Below are 20,393 nucleotides of genomic sequence, written 5' to 3'. Positions count from 1 at the left end.
GGATGAACACTGATAAGAGCAGATCGGTCAGGAGAGCGAAGGCGTCGAGCTTCAGACAAGCACAGACTCAGTCAAAAAATCCGTGTTCATCTGTGTTCATCCGTGGCAAAAAATCAAATGTCCCGGGCAAGCGACGCGGCGTGGCCGGTGTAGCTGGCCGGGGTCATCACGAGCAGTCGGGCCTTGGCGTCGGCGGGGAGGTCGAGGGATTCGATGAAGGCGCGCATGGAGTCGGCGGTGATGCCCTGGCCGCGGGTGAGGGCCTTGAGCTGCTCGTAGGGGTTGGGCAGGCCGTGGCGGCGCATCACGGTCTGCACCGGTTCGGCCAGCACTTCCCATGCGGCGTCGAGGTCGGCGGCCAGGCGCTCGGGGTTGGCGCTGAGCTTGCCCAGGCCGCGCTGCAGCGCGTCGAGCGCGATGATCGAGTGGCCGAAGGCGGTGCCGAGCGCGCGCAGTACGGTCGAATCGGTCAGGTCGCGCTGCCAGCGGCTGATCGGCAGCTTCTCGCTGAAGTGGCCGAGCAGGGCGTTGGCCAGGCCGAAGTTGCCTTCGGCGTTCTCGAAGTCGATCGGGTTGACCTTGTGCGGCATGGTCGAGCTGCCCACTTCGCCGGCCTTCACCGCCTGCTTGAAGTAGCCCAGCGAGATGTAGCCCCAGACGTCGCGGCACAGGTCCACCAGCACCGTGTTGATGCGGCGCTGGGCGTCGCAGAGCTCGGCGATGCCGTCGTGCGGCTCGATCTGGGTGGTGTAGGGGTTGAAGTCCAGGCCCAGCGATTCGACGAAGCGCTGCGCCAGCGCGGGCCAGTCCACTTCCGGGTAGGCCACCACGTGGGCGTTGTAGTTGCCGACCGCGCCGTTGATCTTGCCGGGGAATTCGATACCGTGCATCACCGCGACCTGGCGCTGCAGGCGGGCGACGACGTTGGCGATTTCCTTGCCGACGGTGGTCGGCGACGCGGTCTGGCCGTGGGTGCGCGAGAGCATGGGCAGGGCGGCGTGCTCGTGGGCCATGGCGCGCAGCTTTTCCACCACGTCCCAGGTCTTCGGGGCGACGACGGTGGTGTAGGCCTCGTGCAGCATCAGCGCGTAGCTGAGGTTGTTGATGTCCTCGCTGGTGCAGGCGAAATGCACGAACTCCAGCGCCGGGCCCAGTTCGGCGTCGTCCTTCAGGCGCTCCTTGATGAAGTACTCCACGGCCTTGACGTCGTGGTTGGTGGTGCGCTCGATCTCCTTCACCCGCGCGGCGTCGGCGACCGAGAATCCGGCGGCCAGCGCGCGCAAGCGGCCGGCGGCGGCGTCGCCAAAGGCCGGCAGCTCGACGATGCCGGGCTCGGTGGCCAGCGCCAGCAGCCATTCCACCTCGACCCGCACCCGGGCCTTGACCAGGCCGTACTCCGAGAAGATCGGCCGGAGCGCTTCGGCCTTGGCGGCGTAGCGGCCGTCCAGCGGCGACAGGGCGGTGAGGGCAGGGTCGGACATCGGCGGGCTCGGCGAGGCGGGGAAGGCCGCCATTCTACCCGCTCCCCTGCAGGAGGGCCTTCAGGCCCGAAGCTTTCCGCCGAAAAGCATCGGGCCTGAAGGCCCTCCTACAGGGGCGCGGTATGCTCGGGGCCTGATCGCAAGGAGTCGGCCATGGCCAGCAAGACCCGCACCGAGAAGGACAGCCTGGGCGAACTGCAGGTCCCGGCCGAGGCGCTCTACGGCGCCCAGACCCAGCGCGCCGTGCAGAATTTCGCGATCTCCGGGCTGCGCATGCCGCGCGACTTCATCCGCGCCCTGGGCCTGGTGAAGGCCGCCGCCGCCGAGGCCAACGCCCGCCAGGGCCACCTGCCGAAGGGCGTGGCCGCGGCCATCCGCGACGCCGCCCTGCAGGTGGCCGCCGGTGACCTCGACGGCCAGTTCCCGGTGGACGTGTTCCAGACCGGATCGGGCACCTCCAGCAACATGAATGCCAACGAGGTCATCGCGACGCTCGCCTCGCGCCGGCTGGGCAAGCCGGTGCACGGCAATGACCAGGTCAACATGGGGCAGAGTTCGAACGACGTGGTGCCGACCGCGATCCAGGTCGCCGCCGTGCTGGCCTGCCGCGAACAGCTCCTGCCGGCGCTCAGGCACCTGCGCACCACCCTCGACCGCCGCGCGCGCGGCCTGGGCAAGGTCACCAAGACCGGCCGCACCCACCTGATGGACGCGATGCCGCTGACCCTGGCCCAGGAGCTGGGCACCTGGTCGGCGCAGCTGGCCAGCAACCTCGAGCGGATCGAGGACAGCCTCAAGCGCCTGCGCCGGCTGCCGATCGGCGGCACCGCGGTGGGCACCGGCATCAATGCCGACCCGCGCTTCGGCCGGACGGTCGCGGCGGCGCTGTCGTCGCTGGGCGGCACGCGCTTCGTCCAGGCCGGCAACCTGTTCGAGGGCATCGCCGGCCAGGACGGCGCGGTCGAGCTGTCCGGCCAGCTCAACGTGCTGGCGGTGTCGCTGATGAAGATCGGCAACGACCTGCGCTGGATGAACTCCGGGCCGCTGGCGGGCCTGGGCGAGATCGAACTGCCGACGCTGCAGCCCGGCAGCTCCATCATGCCGGGCAAGGTCAACCCCGTGATCCCGGAGGCGGTGTGCATGGCCTGCGCCCAGGTGATGGGCAACCACGCCACGGTGACCGTCGCCGGGGCCAGCGGCAATTTCCAGCTCAACGTGATGCTGCCGGTGGTCGCGCACAACCTGCTGCAGTCCATCGGGCTGCTGGCGAACGGTGCGCGGCACCTGGCCGACGCCGCCATCGCCGGGTTCACGGTGCGCAAGGCGGCGCTGCGCGAGGCGCTGGACCGCAATCCGATCCTGGTGACGGCGCTCAATCCGGTGATCGGCTACGAGAAGGCCGCGGCGATCGCCAAGCAGGCCTATCGCGAGGGCCGGCCGGTGCTGGACGTGGCCCGTGAGGCGACCGGCCTGCCGGAGAAGGACTTGCGCCGGATGTTGGATCCCGCGCTGTTGGCGCGCGGCGGCATCCACGGCAAGCCGGGGGGTGGGGCCGGCTGAACCGGCCCCGCCGGGGTCAGGGCGCGTCCCGCGCCTCGTCCATGCACTTCTCGAGGTCGTCCTGGTCCATGTTGGCGTAGGGCACGAAGGCCGGCACGGCTTCGGCGAAGCGCTGCTGCTTCGCCATCAGGTCCGGCAGCGTGTCGCAAAGCGCCCGCGCCTCGGTCTCGAGCTTGCTGACCTGGTCCTTGAGCTGGCTTTCCACGGTGTCGGCATTGCCGCTCAGGGCGGCGGCCGCGGTCAGCTTCAGCGCATCGCCGGCCAGGGCGGCACCCTGGAGGCCGACCCGGGCGCCGGTCTCGGCGACCTGGGCCAGGGCGGCCCGGTATTCGAGGGCGACGGCGCGCTGCTCGTCGGTCATGGCGACTTTCTCGCCGCCGATGACCAGGTCGCCCTGCGGGGTGAGCTTGGCGGCCGGTTCGTCGTTGGCGCCGCGGCCCAGGTCGATGTCTTCGGTGGCCATCTCCTCGCGGATCTCGTCGGCGGCCTGCTGGGCCATGCCGGCAAAGCCGCCGGCGCTTTCGGTGTCGCGGTCATCGCCTGCCGAGCAGCCGGTGAAGGCCAGGGCCAGGGCGAAAGCGAGGAGGAGGGAACGGGATCGGGACATGTCGGGCTCCGGTAAGTAGAACGGGCGGGAGGCACTGGCCTCCCGCCCGGGGGGGGGGTGGCATCAACCCTCGTCGCGGCTGCGGCGGAAGTAGATCGCGCCGAAGATCATCGCCACGCCGGCGGCGGCACCGATCCAGAGGTCGGGGGTGGCGAAGCTGCCCCAGAGGTTCTGGGCCGAGAACAGCGCCACGATGTCCTGCGGGCCGTCCGGGTTGAAGTTCTGCATCGCCGGGTCGTTGGCGCCGAGGTAGATCATGTCCATGCCCGGGAAGGTGCCCAGCAGCAGGCGGCCCACCACGTGCTGCCAGAACCAGCTGGCCTTGAGGCCGAACAGCTCCATCACGTCGAACCAGGTCACCAGGATGCCGGCGAACACCGGGACCAGCAGCGCCCAGAGGAAGGGCTTGCTGCGCGCCCAGGCCGAGACCAGCAGCAGCCAGCCGACGGTGGGCAGGGCCCAGGCGGCGTAGACGGGCAGGGCGGCGACCAGGTGCAGGGCGATGGTCAGCGGGCTGGCCGGGCCCCAGATCAGCGACAGCGGGTTGCCGCCGTGGAACAGGACATAGATGCTCAGGATCACCAGGAAGCCCAGCGACGTCACCACCGCGGCCGCCGTGGCGATCACCGGCGCCAGCACCAGGGCACTGGCCACCTTCGACAGGACGGTACGGCCGTCGGAGAGCGGCAGCGACTTCCAGAACAGCACGCTGCGGTCCTTGCGCTCGTCGAACAGCGCGCCGAGGCAGTAGAAGAAGACCACGAAGCCCAGGACGATGAAGGGCCAGGTGCCCGACATCAGCGTGCCCAGGTCGAGGCCGCCGCCCAGTTCGGCGATTTCCTTGGGCGACAGCGTCTCGGTGAGCTGGCGCAGCTCGACGCCGTTCATGGTCAGCTTCTCGCCGCCGTCGTCAGCGGCGCGGCGGACGCTTTCGCCGGCGATGATCGCCATCACGGTCAGCAGCAGGAAGATGGCGCCGGAGACGATCGGGGCCCAGAAGAAGCCGCCCCGGTGCTCCCAGTACTCGCGCTTGAGCAGCCATTTGAAAGTGTTCATGCGTAGGTTCCCTTCATGGTGGCGACGAACAGGTCGGCGATGCCGGGGTTGCGGGTTTCGCCGAATTCGGCGAGCTGGCTGCGCGGGATGCCGTCGAAGAGCATCACGGCCTTGCCGAACACCTGTCGTTCATCGATCGGCTTGAGCGCCCGGGCGGCCTCGGCCTTGTCGGCGTTGACCATGACCTCGGTGAAGCGCTCGCCCACTTCGTCCATCGTCGCCGAGAGCACGATCCGGCCCTCGCGGATGAACATCAGGTCGGTGAGGATGTGTTCGATCTCCTCGACCTGGTGGGTGGTGACCACGATGGTCTTCTGTTCGTCGAAATAGTCCTCGAGCAGGTTCTGGTAGAACTGCTTGCGGTAGAGGATGTCCAGGCCCAGCGTGGGTTCGTCGAGCACCAGCAGCTTGGCGTCGATGGCCATCACCAGCGCCAGGTGCAGCTGCACGATCATGCCCTTGGACATTTCCTTGACCCGCATGTTCGGGCCCAGCTTGGTGTGCGCCAGGTAGGCCTCGGCCTTCTTGCGGTCGAAGCGCGGGTGCACGCCGGCCACGAAGTCGACGGCGTCCTTGACCTTCAGCCAGCGCGGCAGCACCGCGACGTCGGCGATGAAGCACACGTCCTGCATCAGTTCGTCGCGCTGGCCGCGCGGGTCCTTGCCCAGCACCTTCAGTTCGCCCTCGAAGGGCACCAGGCCCAGGGCCGCCTTGAGGGTGGTGGTCTTGCCCGAGCCGTTGGGCCCGATCAGGCCGACGATGCGGCCGGCGGGGATGTCGAAGCTGATCCCGTCGACGGCGGCCTTGCCCTTGTAGCGCTTGCTGAGGTTGCGTGCGGAGATGACGGCGCTCATTACTTGCCCTCCTTGTCGGCCCGTTCCATCAGCTTGCCGAAGTCCAGGCCCAGTCGCTGGATCCGCTCGACCACCAGCGGCCACTCTTCCTTCAGGAAGCGGTCGCGCTCGGAGGCCAGGAGTTTCTCGCGCGCCCCATCAGTCACGTACATGCCAAGTCCCCTTCGTTTTTCCACGAGTTCTTCGTCCGCCAGCTCCTGGTAGGCGCGGGAGACGGTGATCGGATTGAGCTGGTATTCGGCGGCGATCTGGCGGACCGAGGGGAGGGCTTCGCCCGCCTTCAGGTCGCCGTCGAGCATCATCGCCACCACCTTGTCCTTGAGCTGCCGGTAGATCGGCGCGCTGTCATTCCAGGCGATGGTCATCTCAGGACTCCTGGCGCGGCAGCAGGGCCGCGATCGAAACGTAGGGCATGGCCAGCTGGTGCTTGAGGGCGCCGCGGCGGGCCGGGCCGGGGGTGGCCTCGTCGGCCTGGGCCAGGGTGTCCGGGGACACGTCGAGGGACTGGCTGGCCGTGGGCGGCTCGCCGAACCCGTAGCCGACCAGGACGAAGCCCAGGGCCACGGTGAGTCCGATCAGGTTGGTCTTGAACTTGGCGTACATGGCGCCTCCCGTCTTGGTGACGTATTGGATAGGTGTTGTAGGTAACTATAACACTACAAAAAGACCTGTCAACACCTCCTGCACAAGAAAGCGCCCAAACTGATGGCATAGACCCGGCATGGGCCGGTGGAGGGCGTCAAATGAAGATCTGGGCAAGTCTCGCGATGGCCGGCCTGCTGGCCGCCACCCCCGTCCTGGCGGGCGAATCGCTGCTGGACCGGGATTTCCGCCAGCTGGCGGGCAAGGAAACGGTGAACCTGCAGCAGGCCTACGGCGGCCAGGTGCTGCTGGTGGTCAACACCGCCAGCAAGTGCGGCTTCACGCCGCAGTACGAAGGCCTCGAGGCCATGTACGCCAAGTACAAGGACCAGGGCTTCGCGGTGCTGGGCTTCCCGTCGAATGATTTCATGGGACAGGAGCCGGGCAGCGAGGAGGAAATCCAGGAGTTCTGCACGCTGACCTATGGCGTGAAGTTCCCCATGTTCGAGAAGGTGCAGGTGCGCGGCGCCGGTGCAAATCCGCTGTACGTCGAGCTCACGGAAGCGACCGGCGAGGCGCCGGGCTGGAACTTCCACAAGTACCTGATCGATCGCGACGGCAAGGTGGTCGCGAGCTTCGGCAGCCGCACCAAGCCCGATGACCCGAAGCTGGTGGCCGAGATCGAGAAGCTGCTGGCGCAGCCGGCGCCCGCGAAGCCGGCGCCCAAGGCCTGAGGACGGCGGGCGCCGGCTTCAGAGCCGGCGCTTGACCGCGTTGATCAGCGTGCCGATCACCGGGATGTGCTGGAACAGGCCTTCGGCCGCGTTCCAGTAGTCCTGGTGGTAGACCACGCGGCCGTCGGCATCGAAACGCAGGTGGCTCATGCCGACGGTCCAGGTGTCGACGCCGCGCCGGAACTTCTTGAACCGGATCATCATCGTCCAGCGCACCAGGTGCTCGTCGTGGGCGGTACGCGTGGTTTCGAGGATCTCGACCCGGCACGATTCGACCGCTTCGGCGCTGTCGCGCAGGTAGTGGGCGAGGGCGGCGCGGCCTTCCATCGCCTTGAGCGTGTCGTTGAAATACACGTCCTCGGCGTAGGTGTCCGGCAACAGCGTGGCCACCCGGTCAGGCGCGAAGCTCGAGAAGAACCGCGCGAAGCGGGCCAGCGCCTCGGCTTCGGCGGGACTGCCCGCCGGCGGCGGGCTCGGGTGCCGGGCGCGCAGCCGGGCGAGGGTTTCGATGGTTTCCATGGCTTTCATTCCACTCCGCACTTCGTGAGGACCGCATGACCGGGACATCCCAAGACACGCCGCCGATGGCACCGGCCGCCCCGTGGCTGGGCTGGGCCGGCGTCCTGCCTTTCCTGGCGCTGGCCGGCGCCGCCTTCCTGCCCGGGTATCGCGCGCAGGCGCTGGTGGCCTTCCTCGCCTACTCACTGGCCATCCTGTCATTCCTCGGCGGCGTTCGCTGGGGCCGGGCCCTGGCCGCGGGCGCGGGCGCGGGCCAATACGTCCGCGCGGTGGTGCCCAGCCTCTGGGCGTGGGCCGCGTGGTGCCTGCTGCCGCCGGCCCCGGCGCTGGCGGCGCTGGCCGCGGGCTACGTGCTCGCCGGCGCCTGGGACGCGCGCGGCGACGCCTTGCCCGCGCCCACGGCGTTCCGGCGCCTGCGGCTGGGCCTGGGTCTGGCGGTGGTGGCCTGCCATGCGCTGGCGCTGGCCGCGCTGGCGTCCGGCGCTGCCTGAACCGTTTCGCGCCCCCGCATTGCCGTTCGGGCCGCGCACCGCGACAATAGCGCGCGACGCGCCGTTCCGGCCCGCCCCCTCAGGAGTCTTTACGCAATGAATTCCGCCCTGCGTTACGCCGCGCCGCTGGTGCTTGCCAGCCTGGTGCTCTCCCTCAGCGCTTGCAAGAAGCCCGAAGCCGATGAAGCCACCGCCCCGGCCGCCGTCGCCGCCGAAGAGGCGCCGGCCGTCGTCGCGGGCATCGAAGGCCAGGAGACCGAGAAGAAGCAGGTCAGCTACATGATCGGCCTGGACATGGCGAAGTCGCTGTCGCCGATCAAGGACAGCCTGGACATCGAAGTGATGACCGAGGCGATGATCGCCCACTTCAACGGCGCCGAGCCCAAGCTCACCGACGAGCAGATGATCGAGGTGCAGCAGGCCTTCACCACCAAGATGCAGGAGCAGGCCGCCGCCAAGGCCGCCGCCGCCGCGGTCGAGAACCTGGCCAAGGGCGCCGAGTTCCTGGCCGCCAACAAGGACAAGCCGGGCGTGCAGACCACCGAATCCGGCCTGCAGTACGAAGTGGTGCGCGCAGGCAACGGCGACCAGCCGGCCGCCACCGACGTGGTGAAGGTGCACTACAAGGGCACCCTGCTCGACGGCACCGTGTTCGACAGCTCCTACGATCGCGGCGAGCCGGCCGAGTTCGGCCTCAACCAGGTCATCCCGGGCTGGTCCGAGGGCGTGGCGCTGATGAAGGTCGGCAGCAAGTACACCTTCTGGATCCCGGCCGAGCTGGCCTACGGCGAGAGCGGCGGCGGCCCGATCCCGCCGAACTCGATGCTGACCTTCGAGGTCGAGCTGCTGGAAATCGTCAAGTAACGAAGTTGGCGGAAACTCGCGCGGCCGGCCACCGGCCGCGCGACACCCGGTCCCGGCCCCGCCGCGGACCGTAGGGGAAAGGCATGCGAGTCACTGTTTTTGGTACCGGCTACGTCGGCCTGGTCACGGGCACCTGCCTGGCCGAGGTCGGCAACCACGTGGTCTGCGTCGATATCGACGAGGCCAAGGTCGACGGCCTCAACCGCGGCGTCATCCCCATCTACGAGCCGGGCCTGGAGCCCATGGTCCGCGCCAACCACGGCGCCGGCCGCCTGGCCTTCACCACGAATGCCGCCGAGGCCATCGCGCACGGCGACACGCTCTTCATCGCGGTCGGCACTCCTCCCGACGAGGACGGCAGCGCCGACCTGCAGTACGTGCTGGCGGTCGCCCGCACCATCGGCCGGCACCTGGCGCGTCCGTCCGTGGTCGTCAACAAGTCCACCGTGCCGGTCGGCACCGCCGACAAGGTGCGCGCCACCATCGCCGCCGAGCTGGCCGCGCGCGGGGCCGACATCGCCTTCGACGTGGTCTCCAACCCGGAGTTCCTGAAGGAGGGCGCGGCGGTCAACGACTGCATGCGCCCCGACCGCATCATCGTCGGCTCGCGCAGCCCGCGCGCGGTCGAGCAGCTGCGTCGCCTGTACGCGCCGTTCAACCGCAACCACGATCGCGTGGTGGTGATGGACGAGCGCTCGGCCGAGCTGACCAAGTACGCCGCCAACGCCATGCTGGCGACCAAGATCAGCTTCATGAACGAAATGGCGAACATCGCCGAGCGCGTCGGCGCCGACATCGAAATGGTCCGGCACGGCATCGGCTCCGATCCGCGCATCGGTTACCACTTCATCTACCCGGGCCCTGGCTACGGCGGCTCCTGCTTCCCGAAGGACGTGCAGGCGCTCGAGCGCATCGCCCGCCAGCACGACTACCCGGCCCGGATCCTGTCGGCCGTGGAGGCGGTGAACGACGCCCAGAAGGGCAAGCTGTTCGAGCTCATCGCGCGCCACTTCGGCGGCGACCTGGCCGGCAAGACCTTCGCGGTCTGGGGCCTGGCCTTCAAGCCCAACACAGACGACATGCGCGAAGCGCCCAGCCGCACGCTGCTGGCCCAGCTCTGGGCCGCCGGCGCCCGCGTGCGCGCGCACGATCCGGAAGCGATGGACGAAGCGGGCCGCGTTTTCGGCGCGCGCGACGACCTGGTCTTCTGCGACACGCCCGAGGCCGCGCTGGCCGGCGCCGATGCGCTGGTGCTGGTCACCGAATGGAAGGCCTTCAACAGCCCGGATTTCCCGGCGATGGCGGGGCAGCTGCGCGCGCGCGTCGTTTTCGACGGCCGCAACCTGTATTCCCCCGATGCCGTCGAAGACGCCGGCCTGGCCTACTATGGCATCGGCCGCGGCCGCACCCTGCGGCGAGACTGAGGTCCACGACATGTTCAAGGCGTCTTCCGCCGGTCCCAGCCTCGAGGACCGCATCACCGAACTCGAGTCGCGCGTGGCCTTCCAGGAGCTGACGCTGTCCGAGCTCAGCGACGCGCTGGCCGAGGCGCGCATGGAGTCGGCGCGCACCAGCGAGCAGCTGGTCCGGGCCCTGGGCGACCTCAAGCAACTGCGCGGCCTGCTGTACGCCGATCCCGGCGTCGAGCCGCCTCCGCCCCACTACTGAGTACGATCCAGGCATGAGCAATTCGCTGCGCGAGAAACTGATGGGGCTGGGCTTCAAGGCGCCCGAGCCGGAGCCGCGGCAGGAGCGCAAACCGGCGGGTGCCGGTCGCCCGGGCGAGGGCGGCAACGGCCGGCCCGGCGGCAAGCCTGGCGAGCGTCGCGGCGGCCGGCCCGGCGAGTCGCGCGGTCCGCGTCCTGACGGCCGGCCCGGTGAAGCGCGTGGCCCGCGTCCGGACGGCAAGCCCGGCGAACCGCGCGGCCCGCGTCCCGGCGCCAGGCCCGGCGAATCCCGCGGCCCGCGTCCCGGCGCCAAGCCGGGCGAGTCGCGCGGCCCGCGTCCGCCGGGCAAGCCGGGCGAAGGACGCCGCGGCGGCAAGCCGCGCAGCCAGGAAGAGATCGACCTGGCCAAGGCCTACGCCATCCGCGCCCAGAAGGAAAAGGAAGAGCGCATCGAGGCCGAGCGCGTGAAGCAGGAGGAGGCCCGCCTGCGTCGCGAGGCCAAGGCCAGGCTGGCCGAACTCGTGAAGGACCAGGGCCTGAACGACAAGGACGCCGACATCGCCCGCCATTTCCCCTACGGCGGCAAGATCAAGCGCATCCACGTCAACGCCGACCAGCTCCGGCAGCTCAACGCCGGCGAGCTGGGCGTGCTGCAGCTCGACGGTCGCTACCTTCTGGTCACCGCGGCCCTGCTCGACGAGGCCGAGAAGGTATTCGCCCCGGCGGTCGCCCTGCGCGTCGATCCCAATGCGCCGGCGGGCGAAGACCCCTACGCCGACCCCCAGTACCAGGTGCCCGACGACCTCGTCTGGTAACCCAAACCCGCCGCAAAAAAAGGGGTCAGAGTACATATCCGTTTGAAACTGATATGTACTCTGACCCCTTTTTTTATGGACTTTTTGGCGAAGTGGTTCGGGCCTGAAGGCCCTCCTACAGCGGTTATTCGGGGTCGTAGTCCAGGTTGGAGGCGAGCCAGCGTTCGGCCTGGTGCAGCGGCACGCCCTTGCGGCGGGCGTAGTCGGCGACCTGTTCGCGCGAAAGGCGGCCGACGACGAAGTACTGGCTGCCGGGATGCGCGAAGTACAGGCCGCTGACCGCCGCCGCCGGATACATCGCAAAGCTTTCCGTCAGCGACAGGCCAGTGTGGCGCTCGGCGTCGAGCAGCCGGAAGATCGTCGCCTTCTCGCTGTGCTCGGGGCAGGCCGGGTAGCCCGGCGCCGGGCGGATGCCGCGGTACTGCTCGCGGATCAGCGCCTCGTTGTCCAGGGCCTCGTCCGGCGCATACGCCCACAGGTCGGTGCGCACCTTCTGGTGCAGCCGCTCGGCGAAGGCCTCGGCCAGGCGGTCGGCGAGGGCCTTGAGCAGGATGGCGTTGTAGTCGTCGTGGTCGGCCTCGAAGCGGGCCACGTGCGGCTCGATGCCCAGGCCGGCGGTGACGGCGAATGCCCCCACCCAGTCCTGGCGCCCGCTGTCGCGCGGCGCCACGAAGTCGGCCAGGCAGAAGTTGGCCCGGTCGTCGGGCTTCTCCGCCTGCTGGCGCAGGCAGTGCAGCACCGCATCGCCGCCCTCGGCGTGCAGGTGGATGTCGTCGCCCACCGAATTCGCGGGCCACAGGCCGACCACGCCCTTGGCGGTCAGCCAGCGCTCGGCGACGATGCGGTCGAGCATGGCGAGTGCGTCGCGGTGTAGCTCGCGCGCCTGCGCGCCGACCACGGCATCGTCGAGGATGGCCGGGTAGCGGCCCGCCAGCTCCCAGGTCTGGAAGAACGGCGTCCAGTCGATCACCTCGACCAGGTCGGCCAGCGGGTAGTCGTCGAAGACGGTCAGGCCCGGCTGGCGCGGGGCAGGGGGCGTGTAGCCGGCCCAGCCGCCGTCGAATTTCTTGCTCCGCGCGCGCTCGAGCGCCATCAGCGGCTTGGCGTCGCCCTTGTTGGCGTGGCGGGTGCGTACTTCGGCGTAGTCGGCCTCGTTGGCGGCCACGAAGGGCGCGCGCAGGTCCTCGCTCAGCAGCGACTGCATCACGCCGACCGCGCGCGAGGCGTCCTTCACCCACACCACCGGCGATCCGTAGTGCGGGTCGATCTTGAGCGCGGTGTGCGCGCGCGAGGTGGTGGCGCCGCCGATCAGCAGCGGGATGTCGAAACCCTGCCGCTTCATTTCGCGGGCGACGTGGCTCATCTCCTCCAGCGAAGGCGTGATCAGGCCGGACAGGCCGATGATGTCGGCGTTCTCCTCGCGGGCGCGGTCCAGGATCACCTGCGCCGGCACCATCACGCCGAGGTCCACGACGTCGAAGTTGTTGCAGGCCAGCACCACGCCGACGATGTTCTTGCCGATGTCGTGCACGTCGCCCTTCACCGTGGCCATCAGCACCTTGCCCTTGGGCTTGCCGGCGTCGCCGTTGAGCGCCTTCTCGGCCTCGATGTAGGGAATCAGGATGGCCACGGCCTTCTTCATCACCCGCGCCGACTTCACCACCTGGGGCAGGAACATCTTGCCGGCGCCGAACAGGTCGCCGACCACGTTCATGCCGGCCATCAGCGGGCCTTCGATCACGTCCAGCGGGCGCTTGGCGGCCTGGCGGGCCTCCTCGGTGTCGGCCTCGACGAACTTGTCGATGCCGTGCACCAGCGCGTGCTTGATGCGCTCGGCCACCGGCGCCTCGCGCCAGGCCAGGTCCTCGGCCCGCACCTCGCCCTTCTTCGACTTGTGCTTCTCGGACTCGGCCAGCAGCCGCTCGGTGCCGTCGGCGCGGCGGTTGAGCACCACGTCCTCGACCGCCTCGCGCAGCGCCGGGTCGATGTCGTCGTACAGCGCCAGCGCGCCGGCGTTGACGATGCCCATGTCCATGCCGGCGCGGATGGCGTGGTACAGGAACACCGCATGGATGGCTTCGCGCACCGCGTTGTTGCCGCGGAACGAGAACGACACGTTCGACACGCCGCCGGACACGTGGCTCAGCGGGAAGCGCGCCTTGAGCTCGGCCGCCGCCTCGATGAACGCCACGGCATAGCCGTCGTGCTCCTCGATGCCGGTGGCGATGGCGAAGATGTTGGGGTCGAAGATGATGTCCTCGGGCGGGATGCCCGCCTTTTCGACCAGCAGGTGCCAGGCCCGCGAGCAGATCTCGACCTTGCGCTCGAAGGTGTCGGCCTGGCCCTGTTCGTCGAAGGCCATCACCACCACCGCGGCGCCGTGGCGGCGGACCTTGGCGGCGTGCTCGAGGAAGGCGGCCTCGCCTTCCTTCATCGAGATCGAGTTGACGATGGCCTTGCCCTGCACGCACTTCAGGCCGGCCTCGATCACGCTCCACTTCGAGCTGTCGATCATCACCGGCACCCGGGCGATGTCGGGCTCGGCGGCGATCAGGTTCAGGAACCGGGCCATGGCGGCCTCGGCGTCCAGCATGCCCTCGTCCATGTTGACGTCGATGACCTGGGCGCCGTTCTCGACCTGCTGGCGGGCCACGGCCAGGGCTTCGTCGTAGCGGCCCTCCAGGATCAGCTTCTTGAACTGGATCGAGCCGGTGACATTGGTGCGCTCGCCGACGTTGACGAAGTTGGTGTCGGGCGTGATGACGAAGGGCTCGAGCCCGGCCAGGCGGGTGCAGGGCGCGACCGTGGGAATGGCCCGCGGCGGCCGCCCGGCCACGGCCCGGGCGATCGCCGCGATGTGCTCGGGGGTGGTGCCGCAGCAGCCGCCCACCAGGTTCAGCAGCCCGGCCTCGGCGAACTCGCGCAGGACGCCGGCGGTTTCCTCCGGGCCCTCGTCGTATCCGCCGAAGGCGTTGGGCAGGCCGGCGTTCGGGTGGCAGCTGACGTGGGTGTCGGCGACCTGGGACAGCATGTCGATGTGCGCGCGCAGGTCGCGCGCGCCCAGCGCGCAGTTCAGGCCGATCGACAGCGGGCGGGCGTGGCGCAGCGAGTACCAGAAGGCCTCGGCGGTCTGGCCCGACAGCGTGCGGCCGCTGCGGTCGGTGATGGTGCCCGACACCATTACCGGCAGGCGCGCGCCGAGTTCTTCGAACAGCGTCTCGAGCGCGTAAAGCGCCGCCTTGGCGTTGAGCGTGTCGAACACCGTTTCGACCATCAGGATGTCGGCGCCGCCCTCGACCAGGGCGCGACCGGCCTCGATGTAGTTGGCCACCAGCTCGTCGAAGTGGATGTTGCGGTAGCCGGCGTCCTCCACCCGCGGGCTGATCGAGGCCGTGCGGCTGGTCGGGCCCAGCACGCCGGCGACGAAGCGCGGGCGCGAGGGGTCGGCCGCTTCGAACGCATCGCAGCAGGCGCGGGCCAGGCGCGCGCCTTCGCGGTTGAGCTCGGCCGCCAGGTGCTCGAGCTTGTAGTCGGTCTGGGAAACGACGGTGGAATTGAAGGTATTGGTCTCGACCAGGTCGGCGCCGGCGGCCAGGTAGGCCCGGTGCACGCCGGCGATGATGTCCGGCTGCGTCAACGTCAGCAGGTCGTTGTTGCCCTTGAGGTCGGAACCGCACCCGCAGTCGGGACCGTGCTGGTGCCCTTCGGAAAAACGAAGTCCGTCGTATCCTTGCGCGAAGCGCTCGCCGCGATAGGCCGCCTCGTCCAGCGAATGCCGCTGGATCATGGTGCCCATCGCGCCGTCGATCACCAGGATGCGTTCGGCCAGCGCGGCCAGCAGGCGCTCGGTGCGCGCGGGGTTGTGCCAGGGGAGGGTCTTCACGGCTTGCGCGCCAGCAGGGTCAGGACTTCGAAGTGGGGCGGGCGCTTCTCGCGCGTCACCGGCTCGCAGACGGTGACCTCGAGGCCGGCCTTCTCGGCGTGCTTGCGCAGGTCCTTCACGGTGAAGCCGAGGTTGACGTGCCCGTAGGGCGTCACCGCGGCCTGGTGCTCATGCTTGCCCAGGCAGGTGGCCACCAGGCGGCCGCCGCGGCGCAGCACCCGCGCGGCCTCGGCGATGGCCTGGCCGGGCTTGGTGGCGTAGGTGAGCGCATGCATCAGCAGCACCAGGTCGAACTGGCCGGCGGGGAAATCCAGGGCCTGCATGTCGCCTTCCAGCACCTCCACGTGGCGGTACTTGCGCAGCCGCTCGCGGGCGGCGCCGACCACGCGGGCGCTGGAGTCGACGCAGACGTAGCGGCGGGCGTGCGGGGCCAGCAGTTCGGCCAGCACGCCGTCGCCCGAGGCCACGTCGAGCACGTCGCCCGGCTCGAGCAGGGGCAGGGTGGAGCGGGCCAGGGCTTCCCAGGTGCGGCCCGGGGAATAGTGGCGCTCCATGTCGCCGGCCACCGAGTCGGCCCAGTTCTGGTCGCTGGCGCGGGTGGCCAGGACCGCCGGCAGGCGCTCGGCGTCCTGGCGCAGCAGCGGGTCGTCGGTGCTGTCGCGCAGCGCTTCCCACAGCCGGCCCTCGGCGGGGTCCAGCGATTCGGCGTTGAAGCGGTAGTAGGCCGACACGCCGGCGCGGCGGTCGCGCACGAGGTCGGCTTCCTTGAGGCGGGCCAGGTGGGTCGAGACCCGCGGCTGGGCCAGCCGCGTGATGCCGGACAGCTCGGCCACGGTCAGCTCCTCGCGCTCGAGCAGGGCCAGCAGCCGGACCCGGGTCGGATCGGCCAGGACCTTCAAACAGGCCGACCAGGCGTCGAGATCCATGGCTTTATCCTTTCATCCGGATTCAAAGATATGGAAGGTTAGGCCGGCTTCCGGAGGGCGTCAAGGCGCCGCGTGCCGCGCTTCACGCGCCGTGGACCTGTGCGGGGGCGGGCGAGCCGCTACAATCGCGTACTTTCCCGTACTGATACCGAGGACCTGCCGTGGACTTCCGATTCACCGAAGAGCAGCTGATGATCCAGGACGTGGCCCGGCGCATCTCGCAGGAGAAGATCGCCCCGAGCGCGGAGCACCACGACCGCACCGGCGAATTCCCGCTCGAGAACATCCGGACCCTGGGCGAGAACGGCCTGATGGGCATCGAAGTGCCGGCCGAATACGGCGGCGCCGGCATGGACCCGATCAGCTACGTGCTGGCCATGATCGAGATCGCCGAGGCCGACTGCGCCCACTCCACCATCGTCTCGGTCAACAATTCGCTGTTCTGCAACGGCATCCTGAAGTTCGGCACCGAGGCGCAGAAGCAGCTGTACGTGCGCGCCATCGCCGAAGGCCGCGAGATCGGCGCCTTCGCCCTGACCGAGCCGCAGTCCGGCTCCGACGCCACCGCGATGCGCTGCAAGGCCGTCAAGCAGGCCGACGGCAGCTACGTCATCAACGGCAAGAAGAGCTGGATCACCTCGGGCCCGGTGGCCAAGTACATCATCCTGTTCGCGATCACCGATCCGTCCAAGGGCGCCAAGGGCATCACCGCCTTCATGATCGACACCGCCAAGCCGGGCTTCCACCGCGGCAAGACCGAGCCCAAGTTGGGCATCCGCGCCTCGGCCACCTGCGAGATCGAGTTCCAGGACTACGTCGCCAGCGCCGATGAAGTGGTCGGCCAGGACGGCGAGGGCTTCAAGATCGCCATGGGCGTGCTCGACGCCGGCCGCATCGGCATCGCCTCGCAGGCCGTGGGACTGGCCAAGGCCGCCTACAAGGCGTCGGTGGCCTACGTGAAGGAGCGCAAGAGCTTCGGCCAGCCGATCGGCTCGTTCCAGATGATCCAGGCCAAGATCGCCGACATGAAGTGCCGCCTGGACGCGGCCGAGATCCTGACCCTGCGCGCCGCCTGGGCCAAGGCCGAGGCCGACAAGGTCGGCGGCCGCTTCAGCACCGAGGCCTCGGTGGCCAAGCTCACCGCGTCCGAGGCCGCGATGTACATCACCCACCAGGCGCTGCAGATCCACGGCGGCATGGGCTATTCGAAGGAAATGCCGCTGGAGCGCTATTTCCGCGACGCCAAGATCACCGAGATCTACGAGGGCACCAGCGAGATCCAGCGCCTGGTCATCGCCCGCAACGAGACCGGCCTGCGCTGAGCCGCGATCCGTACGCCGGCGTACCCGAAGCCCCGCTGAAGCGGGGCTTCTTTTTGCCTGTTTCTTGGCTGGCCGGAACGGTGGGGCAGGGCTACAATTTCGCACTTTAATCACGCCCTGCGAGAACGCGGTCAATGAACGCCCACGCCCTGGCTTCCGCCGACACCCTCGACGCCGTCATCGCGGCCCTGCCGGCCGGCCTGCCGGCCGCCGAACGGACCCTGCTGGAGCGCTTCACCCGCGGCTTCTTTGCCCGGCTGCCCGAGGATGAACTGGCCAGCCGCCCGGCCCGCGACTGGGCCCTGGTGGCGCAGTCGTTCCTAGGCTTCTGCCGCGACCGCCGCCCCGGCGCGCCCAAGCTGTCGGTGTTCAACCCGGTGCTGGCCAGCGACGGCTTCGACAGCACCCACACCGTGGTGCGCATCGTCAACGACGACATGCCCTTCCTGGTCGACTCGGTGCGCATGGCGCTGTCGCAGTTCGGCACCTCGCTGCACCAGATCGCGCACCCGGTGTTCGCCATCCACCGCGACGCGGCCGGCCAGCTGCTCGACGTCGGCCAGGGCCTGCCCGAGTCGATGATGTACCTCGAGATCGACCGCCAGGCCGACGCCGACGTGATGCAGGCGATCGAGAAGGCCCTGCTGGCGGCGCTGTCGGACGTGCGCGAAGCGGTCGGCGACTGGCAGGCCATGCGCGACAAGATGGTGCGCATCGCCGACGAGCTCGAGACCAGCCCGCTGCCGGTCGACGCCGCCGGCCGCGCCGAGGCGCAGGCCTTCCTGCGCTGGGCCGCCGACAACCACTTCACCTTCCTGGGCTACCGCGAATACCAGGTCACCGACCGCAAGCTCGGCGCGGTGCAGGGCAGCGGCCTGGGCATGCTGCGCGGCAAGGACCACCTGGTGCAGCCGCGCCCGGTCGAAGGCCTGGCCGCCGGCGACCTCGCCCCGGGCCAGCGCCTGGATGCGCTGATCCTGACCAAGACCAATGCCCGCGCCACCGTGCATCGCCCGGGCTACATGGACTACATCGGCGTGCTGGTGTTCGACGAGGCCGGCCGCGCCGTGCGCGAGCACCGCTTCCTCGGCCTGTACACCTCCAGCGCGTACAACCGCCGCCCGTGGGAAATCCCGCTGGTGCGCCAGCGCCACGAGTTCGTGATGGCCTCGTCCGACCTGGCGCCCAACAGCCACAGCGGCAAGGCGCTGCGCCACATCCTCGAGACCCTGCCGCGCGACGAGCTGTTCCAGTCCAGCGCCGAAGAGCTGCAGCGCACCGCGATGGGCATCCTGGGTCTCCAGGAACGTGCCCGCACCCGCCTGTTCCTGCGCCGCGACCGCTACGGCCGCTTCTTCTCGGCGCTGGTGTACATCCCGCGCGACCGCTTCAACACCGGCATCCGCCACCGCATCGAAGCGCTGCTGATGGCCGAGCTGCAGGGCGAGCGCCTGGACCACAGCGTCCAGATCGGCGAGTCGCCGCTGGCCCAGCTGCACCTGGTGATCCGCCCGAAGGCGGGCTGCAAGGTCGCCTTCGACCAGGAAAAGCTCGAGGCCGAGCTGGCCCGCATCGTCCGCGACTGGCACGACGAGCTGCGCGAGACCCTGGTCCGCGACCTCGGCGAAGAGCAGGGCCTGCGCCTGTTCCAGCGCTACGGCCGCAGCCTGCCGGCGGGCTACGTCGAGAAGGTCAGCCCGCAGATCGCCGCCGCCGACGTCGTGCAGGCCGCCGAGCTCACCGGCCCGGACGACCAGCGCGTGTCCTTCTACCGCGCGGGCGACCAGCTCGGCTTCAAGCTCATCCGCCGCAGCAGCGACATCGCGCTGTCGGACGTGCTGCCGGTGATGGAAAACCTGGGCCTGCGCATCCTCACCGAACATCCCTACGTCATCGACGTGGACGGCGAGCGCCTGTCGATCCAGGACTTCGAGGTCCAGCCGCTGAACGGCGAGATCGACGTCGACGCCGCCCGCAAGCCCTTCGAGGAGGCCTTCGCCGAAGTCTGGCGCGGCGCCGCCGAGAACGACGGCTTCAATCGCCTGCTGCCCAGCGCCCGGTTGGAATGGCGCGACATCGCCATGCTGCGCGGCTACACCAAGTACGCGCTGCAGACCGGCGTGCCGTTCTCGCAGCCGTACATGGAAGAGACGCTGCAGCGCTACCCGGTGATCGCGCGCCTGCTGTACGAACTGTTCGCCGCCCGCTTCGAGCCCGGCCGCGAGCAGCCGCTCGACGCCGCCGGCCAGAAGGCGCTGCACGACCAGATCGCCTGGCTGCTGCCCAAGGAGCGCCGCCAGGCGCTCGACACCATCCCGCAGGAAATCGCCGCGGCGCGCGCGCTCGACCGCAACGCCCAGATCGACGCCTGCACCGACGCGCTCGAGATCCTGCTCGACACCGCGGTCTCGAGCATCGACGACGACCGCATCCTGCGCGGCTACATGACCCTGATCAACGCCACGCTGCGCACCAATTTCTACCAGAAGAAGGACGGCGCGCACCGCGACTACATCAGCTTCAAGTTCGACCCGGCCTTGGTCCCCGACCTGCCGAAGCCGCGGCCTTATCGCGAGATCTTCGTGTACTCGCCGTTCGTGGAGGGCGTCCACCTGCGCTTTGGTCCGGTGGCCCGCGGCGGCCTGCGCTGGTCCGACCGCCGCGAGGACTTCCGCACCGAGGTGCTGGGCCTGGTGAAGGCGCAGATGGTGAAGAACACCGTCATCGTGCCCGTGGGCTCGAAGGGCGGCTTCGTGGTCAAGCGCCCGCCGGTGGGCGGCGACCGCGACGCCCAGCTGGCCGAGGGCATCGCCTGCTACAAGCGCTTCATCAACGGCCTGCTCGACATCACCGACAACCTGGTCGACGGCAAGGTCGTGCATCCGGCGAACGTGGTCCGCCACGATGGCGACGACCCGTACCTGGTGGTCGCGGCGGACAAGGGCACGGCGACGTTCTCCGACATCGCCAACGCGATTTCCGCCGAACACGGATTCTGGCTCGGTGACGCGTTCGCCTCGGGCGGCTCTGTA

17 protein-coding genes and 1 pseudogene are annotated in these 20,393 nt (G+C 69.4%); 9 read left to right on the top strand and 9 right to left on the bottom strand.

Annotated features, from left to right (window positions below):
- Positions 1-113: 113 nt before the first annotated feature.
- The gene (gene purB, locus VFQ84_RS06375; protein WP_325130377.1) at positions 114-1,481 is read right to left on the bottom strand and encodes an adenylosuccinate lyase; all 1,368 of its coding nucleotides are present in this window, start codon (positions 1,479-1,481) and stop codon (positions 114-116) included.
- Positions 1,482-1,634: 153 nt separating this feature from the next.
- On the opposite strand from purB, the gene VFQ84_RS06370 reads away from it, so the two are divergent.
- On the top strand, positions 1,635-3,041 hold the full coding sequence (locus VFQ84_RS06370; RefSeq protein ID WP_325130375.1) for a class II fumarate hydratase: 1,407 nt from the start codon (positions 1,635-1,637) through the stop codon (positions 3,039-3,041).
- 16 nt (positions 3,042-3,057) lie between these two features.
- Here the strand turns inward: VFQ84_RS06370 and VFQ84_RS06365 are convergent, their stop codons facing one another.
- From VFQ84_RS06365 to VFQ84_RS06345, 5 genes are all read right to left on the bottom strand, one after another.
- On the bottom strand, positions 3,058-3,648 hold the full coding sequence (locus VFQ84_RS06365; RefSeq protein WP_325130373.1) for a hypothetical protein: 591 nt from the start codon (positions 3,646-3,648) through the stop codon (positions 3,058-3,060).
- Positions 3,649-3,711: 63 nt separating this feature from the next.
- Entirely contained in the window at positions 3,712-4,704 is a 993-nt protein-coding gene (locus tag VFQ84_RS06360; protein WP_325130371.1) for a hypothetical protein, read from the bottom strand.
- Complete coding sequence (locus VFQ84_RS06355) at positions 4,701-5,558, bottom strand: ABC transporter ATP-binding protein (protein WP_325130369.1); 858 nt, start codon at positions 5,556-5,558, stop codon at positions 4,701-4,703. Before VFQ84_RS06355 ends, VFQ84_RS06360 begins: the two co-directional genes overlap by 4 nt.
- Complete coding sequence (locus VFQ84_RS06350; protein WP_325130367.1) at positions 5,558-5,923, bottom strand: GntR family transcriptional regulator; 366 nt, start codon at positions 5,921-5,923, stop codon at positions 5,558-5,560. The genes VFQ84_RS06355 and VFQ84_RS06350 overlap by 1 nt, the downstream gene beginning before the upstream one ends.
- Position 5,924: 1 nt before the next feature.
- The gene (locus tag VFQ84_RS06345) at positions 5,925-6,161 is read right to left on the bottom strand and encodes a hypothetical protein (RefSeq protein WP_325130365.1); all 237 of its coding nucleotides are present in this window, start codon (positions 6,159-6,161) and stop codon (positions 5,925-5,927) included.
- 140 nt (positions 6,162-6,301) lie between these two features.
- Between VFQ84_RS06345 and VFQ84_RS06340 the strand changes: the two genes are divergently transcribed.
- Positions 6,302-6,874, top strand: coding sequence for a glutathione peroxidase (locus VFQ84_RS06340; protein ID WP_414637006.1), 573 nt, complete (start codon positions 6,302-6,304; stop codon positions 6,872-6,874).
- Between the two features lie 18 nt (positions 6,875-6,892).
- Here VFQ84_RS06340 and VFQ84_RS06335 read toward each other — a convergent pair whose 3' ends face one another.
- On the bottom strand, positions 6,893-7,393 hold the full coding sequence (locus VFQ84_RS06335; RefSeq protein ID WP_325130363.1) for a nuclear transport factor 2 family protein: 501 nt from the start codon (positions 7,391-7,393) through the stop codon (positions 6,893-6,895).
- A 65-nt stretch (positions 7,394-7,458) separates the two neighbouring features.
- Between VFQ84_RS06335 and VFQ84_RS06330 the strand changes: the two genes are divergently transcribed.
- The 5 genes from VFQ84_RS06330 (at position 7,459) to VFQ84_RS06310 (ending at position 11,230) form a co-directional block, all read left to right on the top strand.
- Complete coding sequence (locus VFQ84_RS06330) at positions 7,459-7,884, top strand: DUF3429 domain-containing protein (RefSeq protein WP_325130361.1); 426 nt, start codon at positions 7,459-7,461, stop codon at positions 7,882-7,884.
- A gap of 96 nt (positions 7,885-7,980) precedes the next feature.
- Positions 7,981-8,748: an FKBP-type peptidyl-prolyl cis-trans isomerase gene (locus VFQ84_RS06325; RefSeq protein ID WP_325130358.1), complete on the top strand. Its 768-nt coding sequence runs from the start codon at positions 7,981-7,983 to the stop codon at positions 8,746-8,748.
- Between the two features lie 83 nt (positions 8,749-8,831).
- The gene (locus VFQ84_RS06320; RefSeq protein WP_325130356.1) at positions 8,832-10,172 is read left to right on the top strand and encodes a UDP-glucose/GDP-mannose dehydrogenase family protein; all 1,341 of its coding nucleotides are present in this window, start codon (positions 8,832-8,834) and stop codon (positions 10,170-10,172) included.
- 10 nt (positions 10,173-10,182) lie between these two features.
- Entirely contained in the window at positions 10,183-10,416 is a 234-nt protein-coding gene (locus tag VFQ84_RS06315; RefSeq protein WP_325130354.1) for a SlyX family protein, read from the top strand.
- Between the two features lie 13 nt (positions 10,417-10,429).
- Positions 10,430-11,230: a DUF2058 domain-containing protein gene (locus VFQ84_RS06310; RefSeq protein WP_325130352.1), complete on the top strand. Its 801-nt coding sequence runs from the start codon at positions 10,430-10,432 to the stop codon at positions 11,228-11,230.
- A 124-nt stretch (positions 11,231-11,354) separates the two neighbouring features.
- On the opposite strand, the gene metH is transcribed toward VFQ84_RS06310, so the two are convergent.
- Together metH and VFQ84_RS06300 are read right to left on the bottom strand one after the other, a co-directional pair.
- Positions 11,355-15,113: a methionine synthase gene (gene metH, locus VFQ84_RS06305; RefSeq protein ID WP_325130350.1), complete on the bottom strand. Its 3,759-nt coding sequence runs from the start codon at positions 15,111-15,113 to the stop codon at positions 11,355-11,357.
- Positions 15,113-16,039: pseudogene (locus VFQ84_RS06300) on the bottom strand (ArsR/SmtB family transcription factor); the annotation flags it as partial. The pseudogene VFQ84_RS06300 and the gene metH, both read right to left, overlap by 1 nt.
- 161 nt (positions 16,040-16,200) lie before the next feature.
- Here VFQ84_RS06300 and VFQ84_RS06295 point away from each other — a divergent pair.
- Positions 16,201-17,361: an acyl-CoA dehydrogenase family protein gene (locus VFQ84_RS06295; RefSeq protein WP_325130348.1), complete on the top strand. Its 1,161-nt coding sequence runs from the start codon at positions 16,201-16,203 to the stop codon at positions 17,359-17,361.
- A gap of 134 nt (positions 17,362-17,495) precedes the next feature.
- Positions 17,496-20,393, top strand: a 2,898-nt coding sequence (locus VFQ84_RS06290; protein WP_325130347.1) for an NAD-glutamate dehydrogenase domain-containing protein, incomplete at its 3' end; no start/stop codon positions are given.

The sequence above is a fragment of the Arenimonas sp. genome (assembly GCF_035721105.1).
GTDB lineage: Bacteria > Pseudomonadota > Gammaproteobacteria > Xanthomonadales > Xanthomonadaceae > Arenimonas.
The sequence above is the reverse complement of the archived record's forward strand: the minus strand, read 5'-3'. Positions and strand labels throughout refer to the sequence as shown.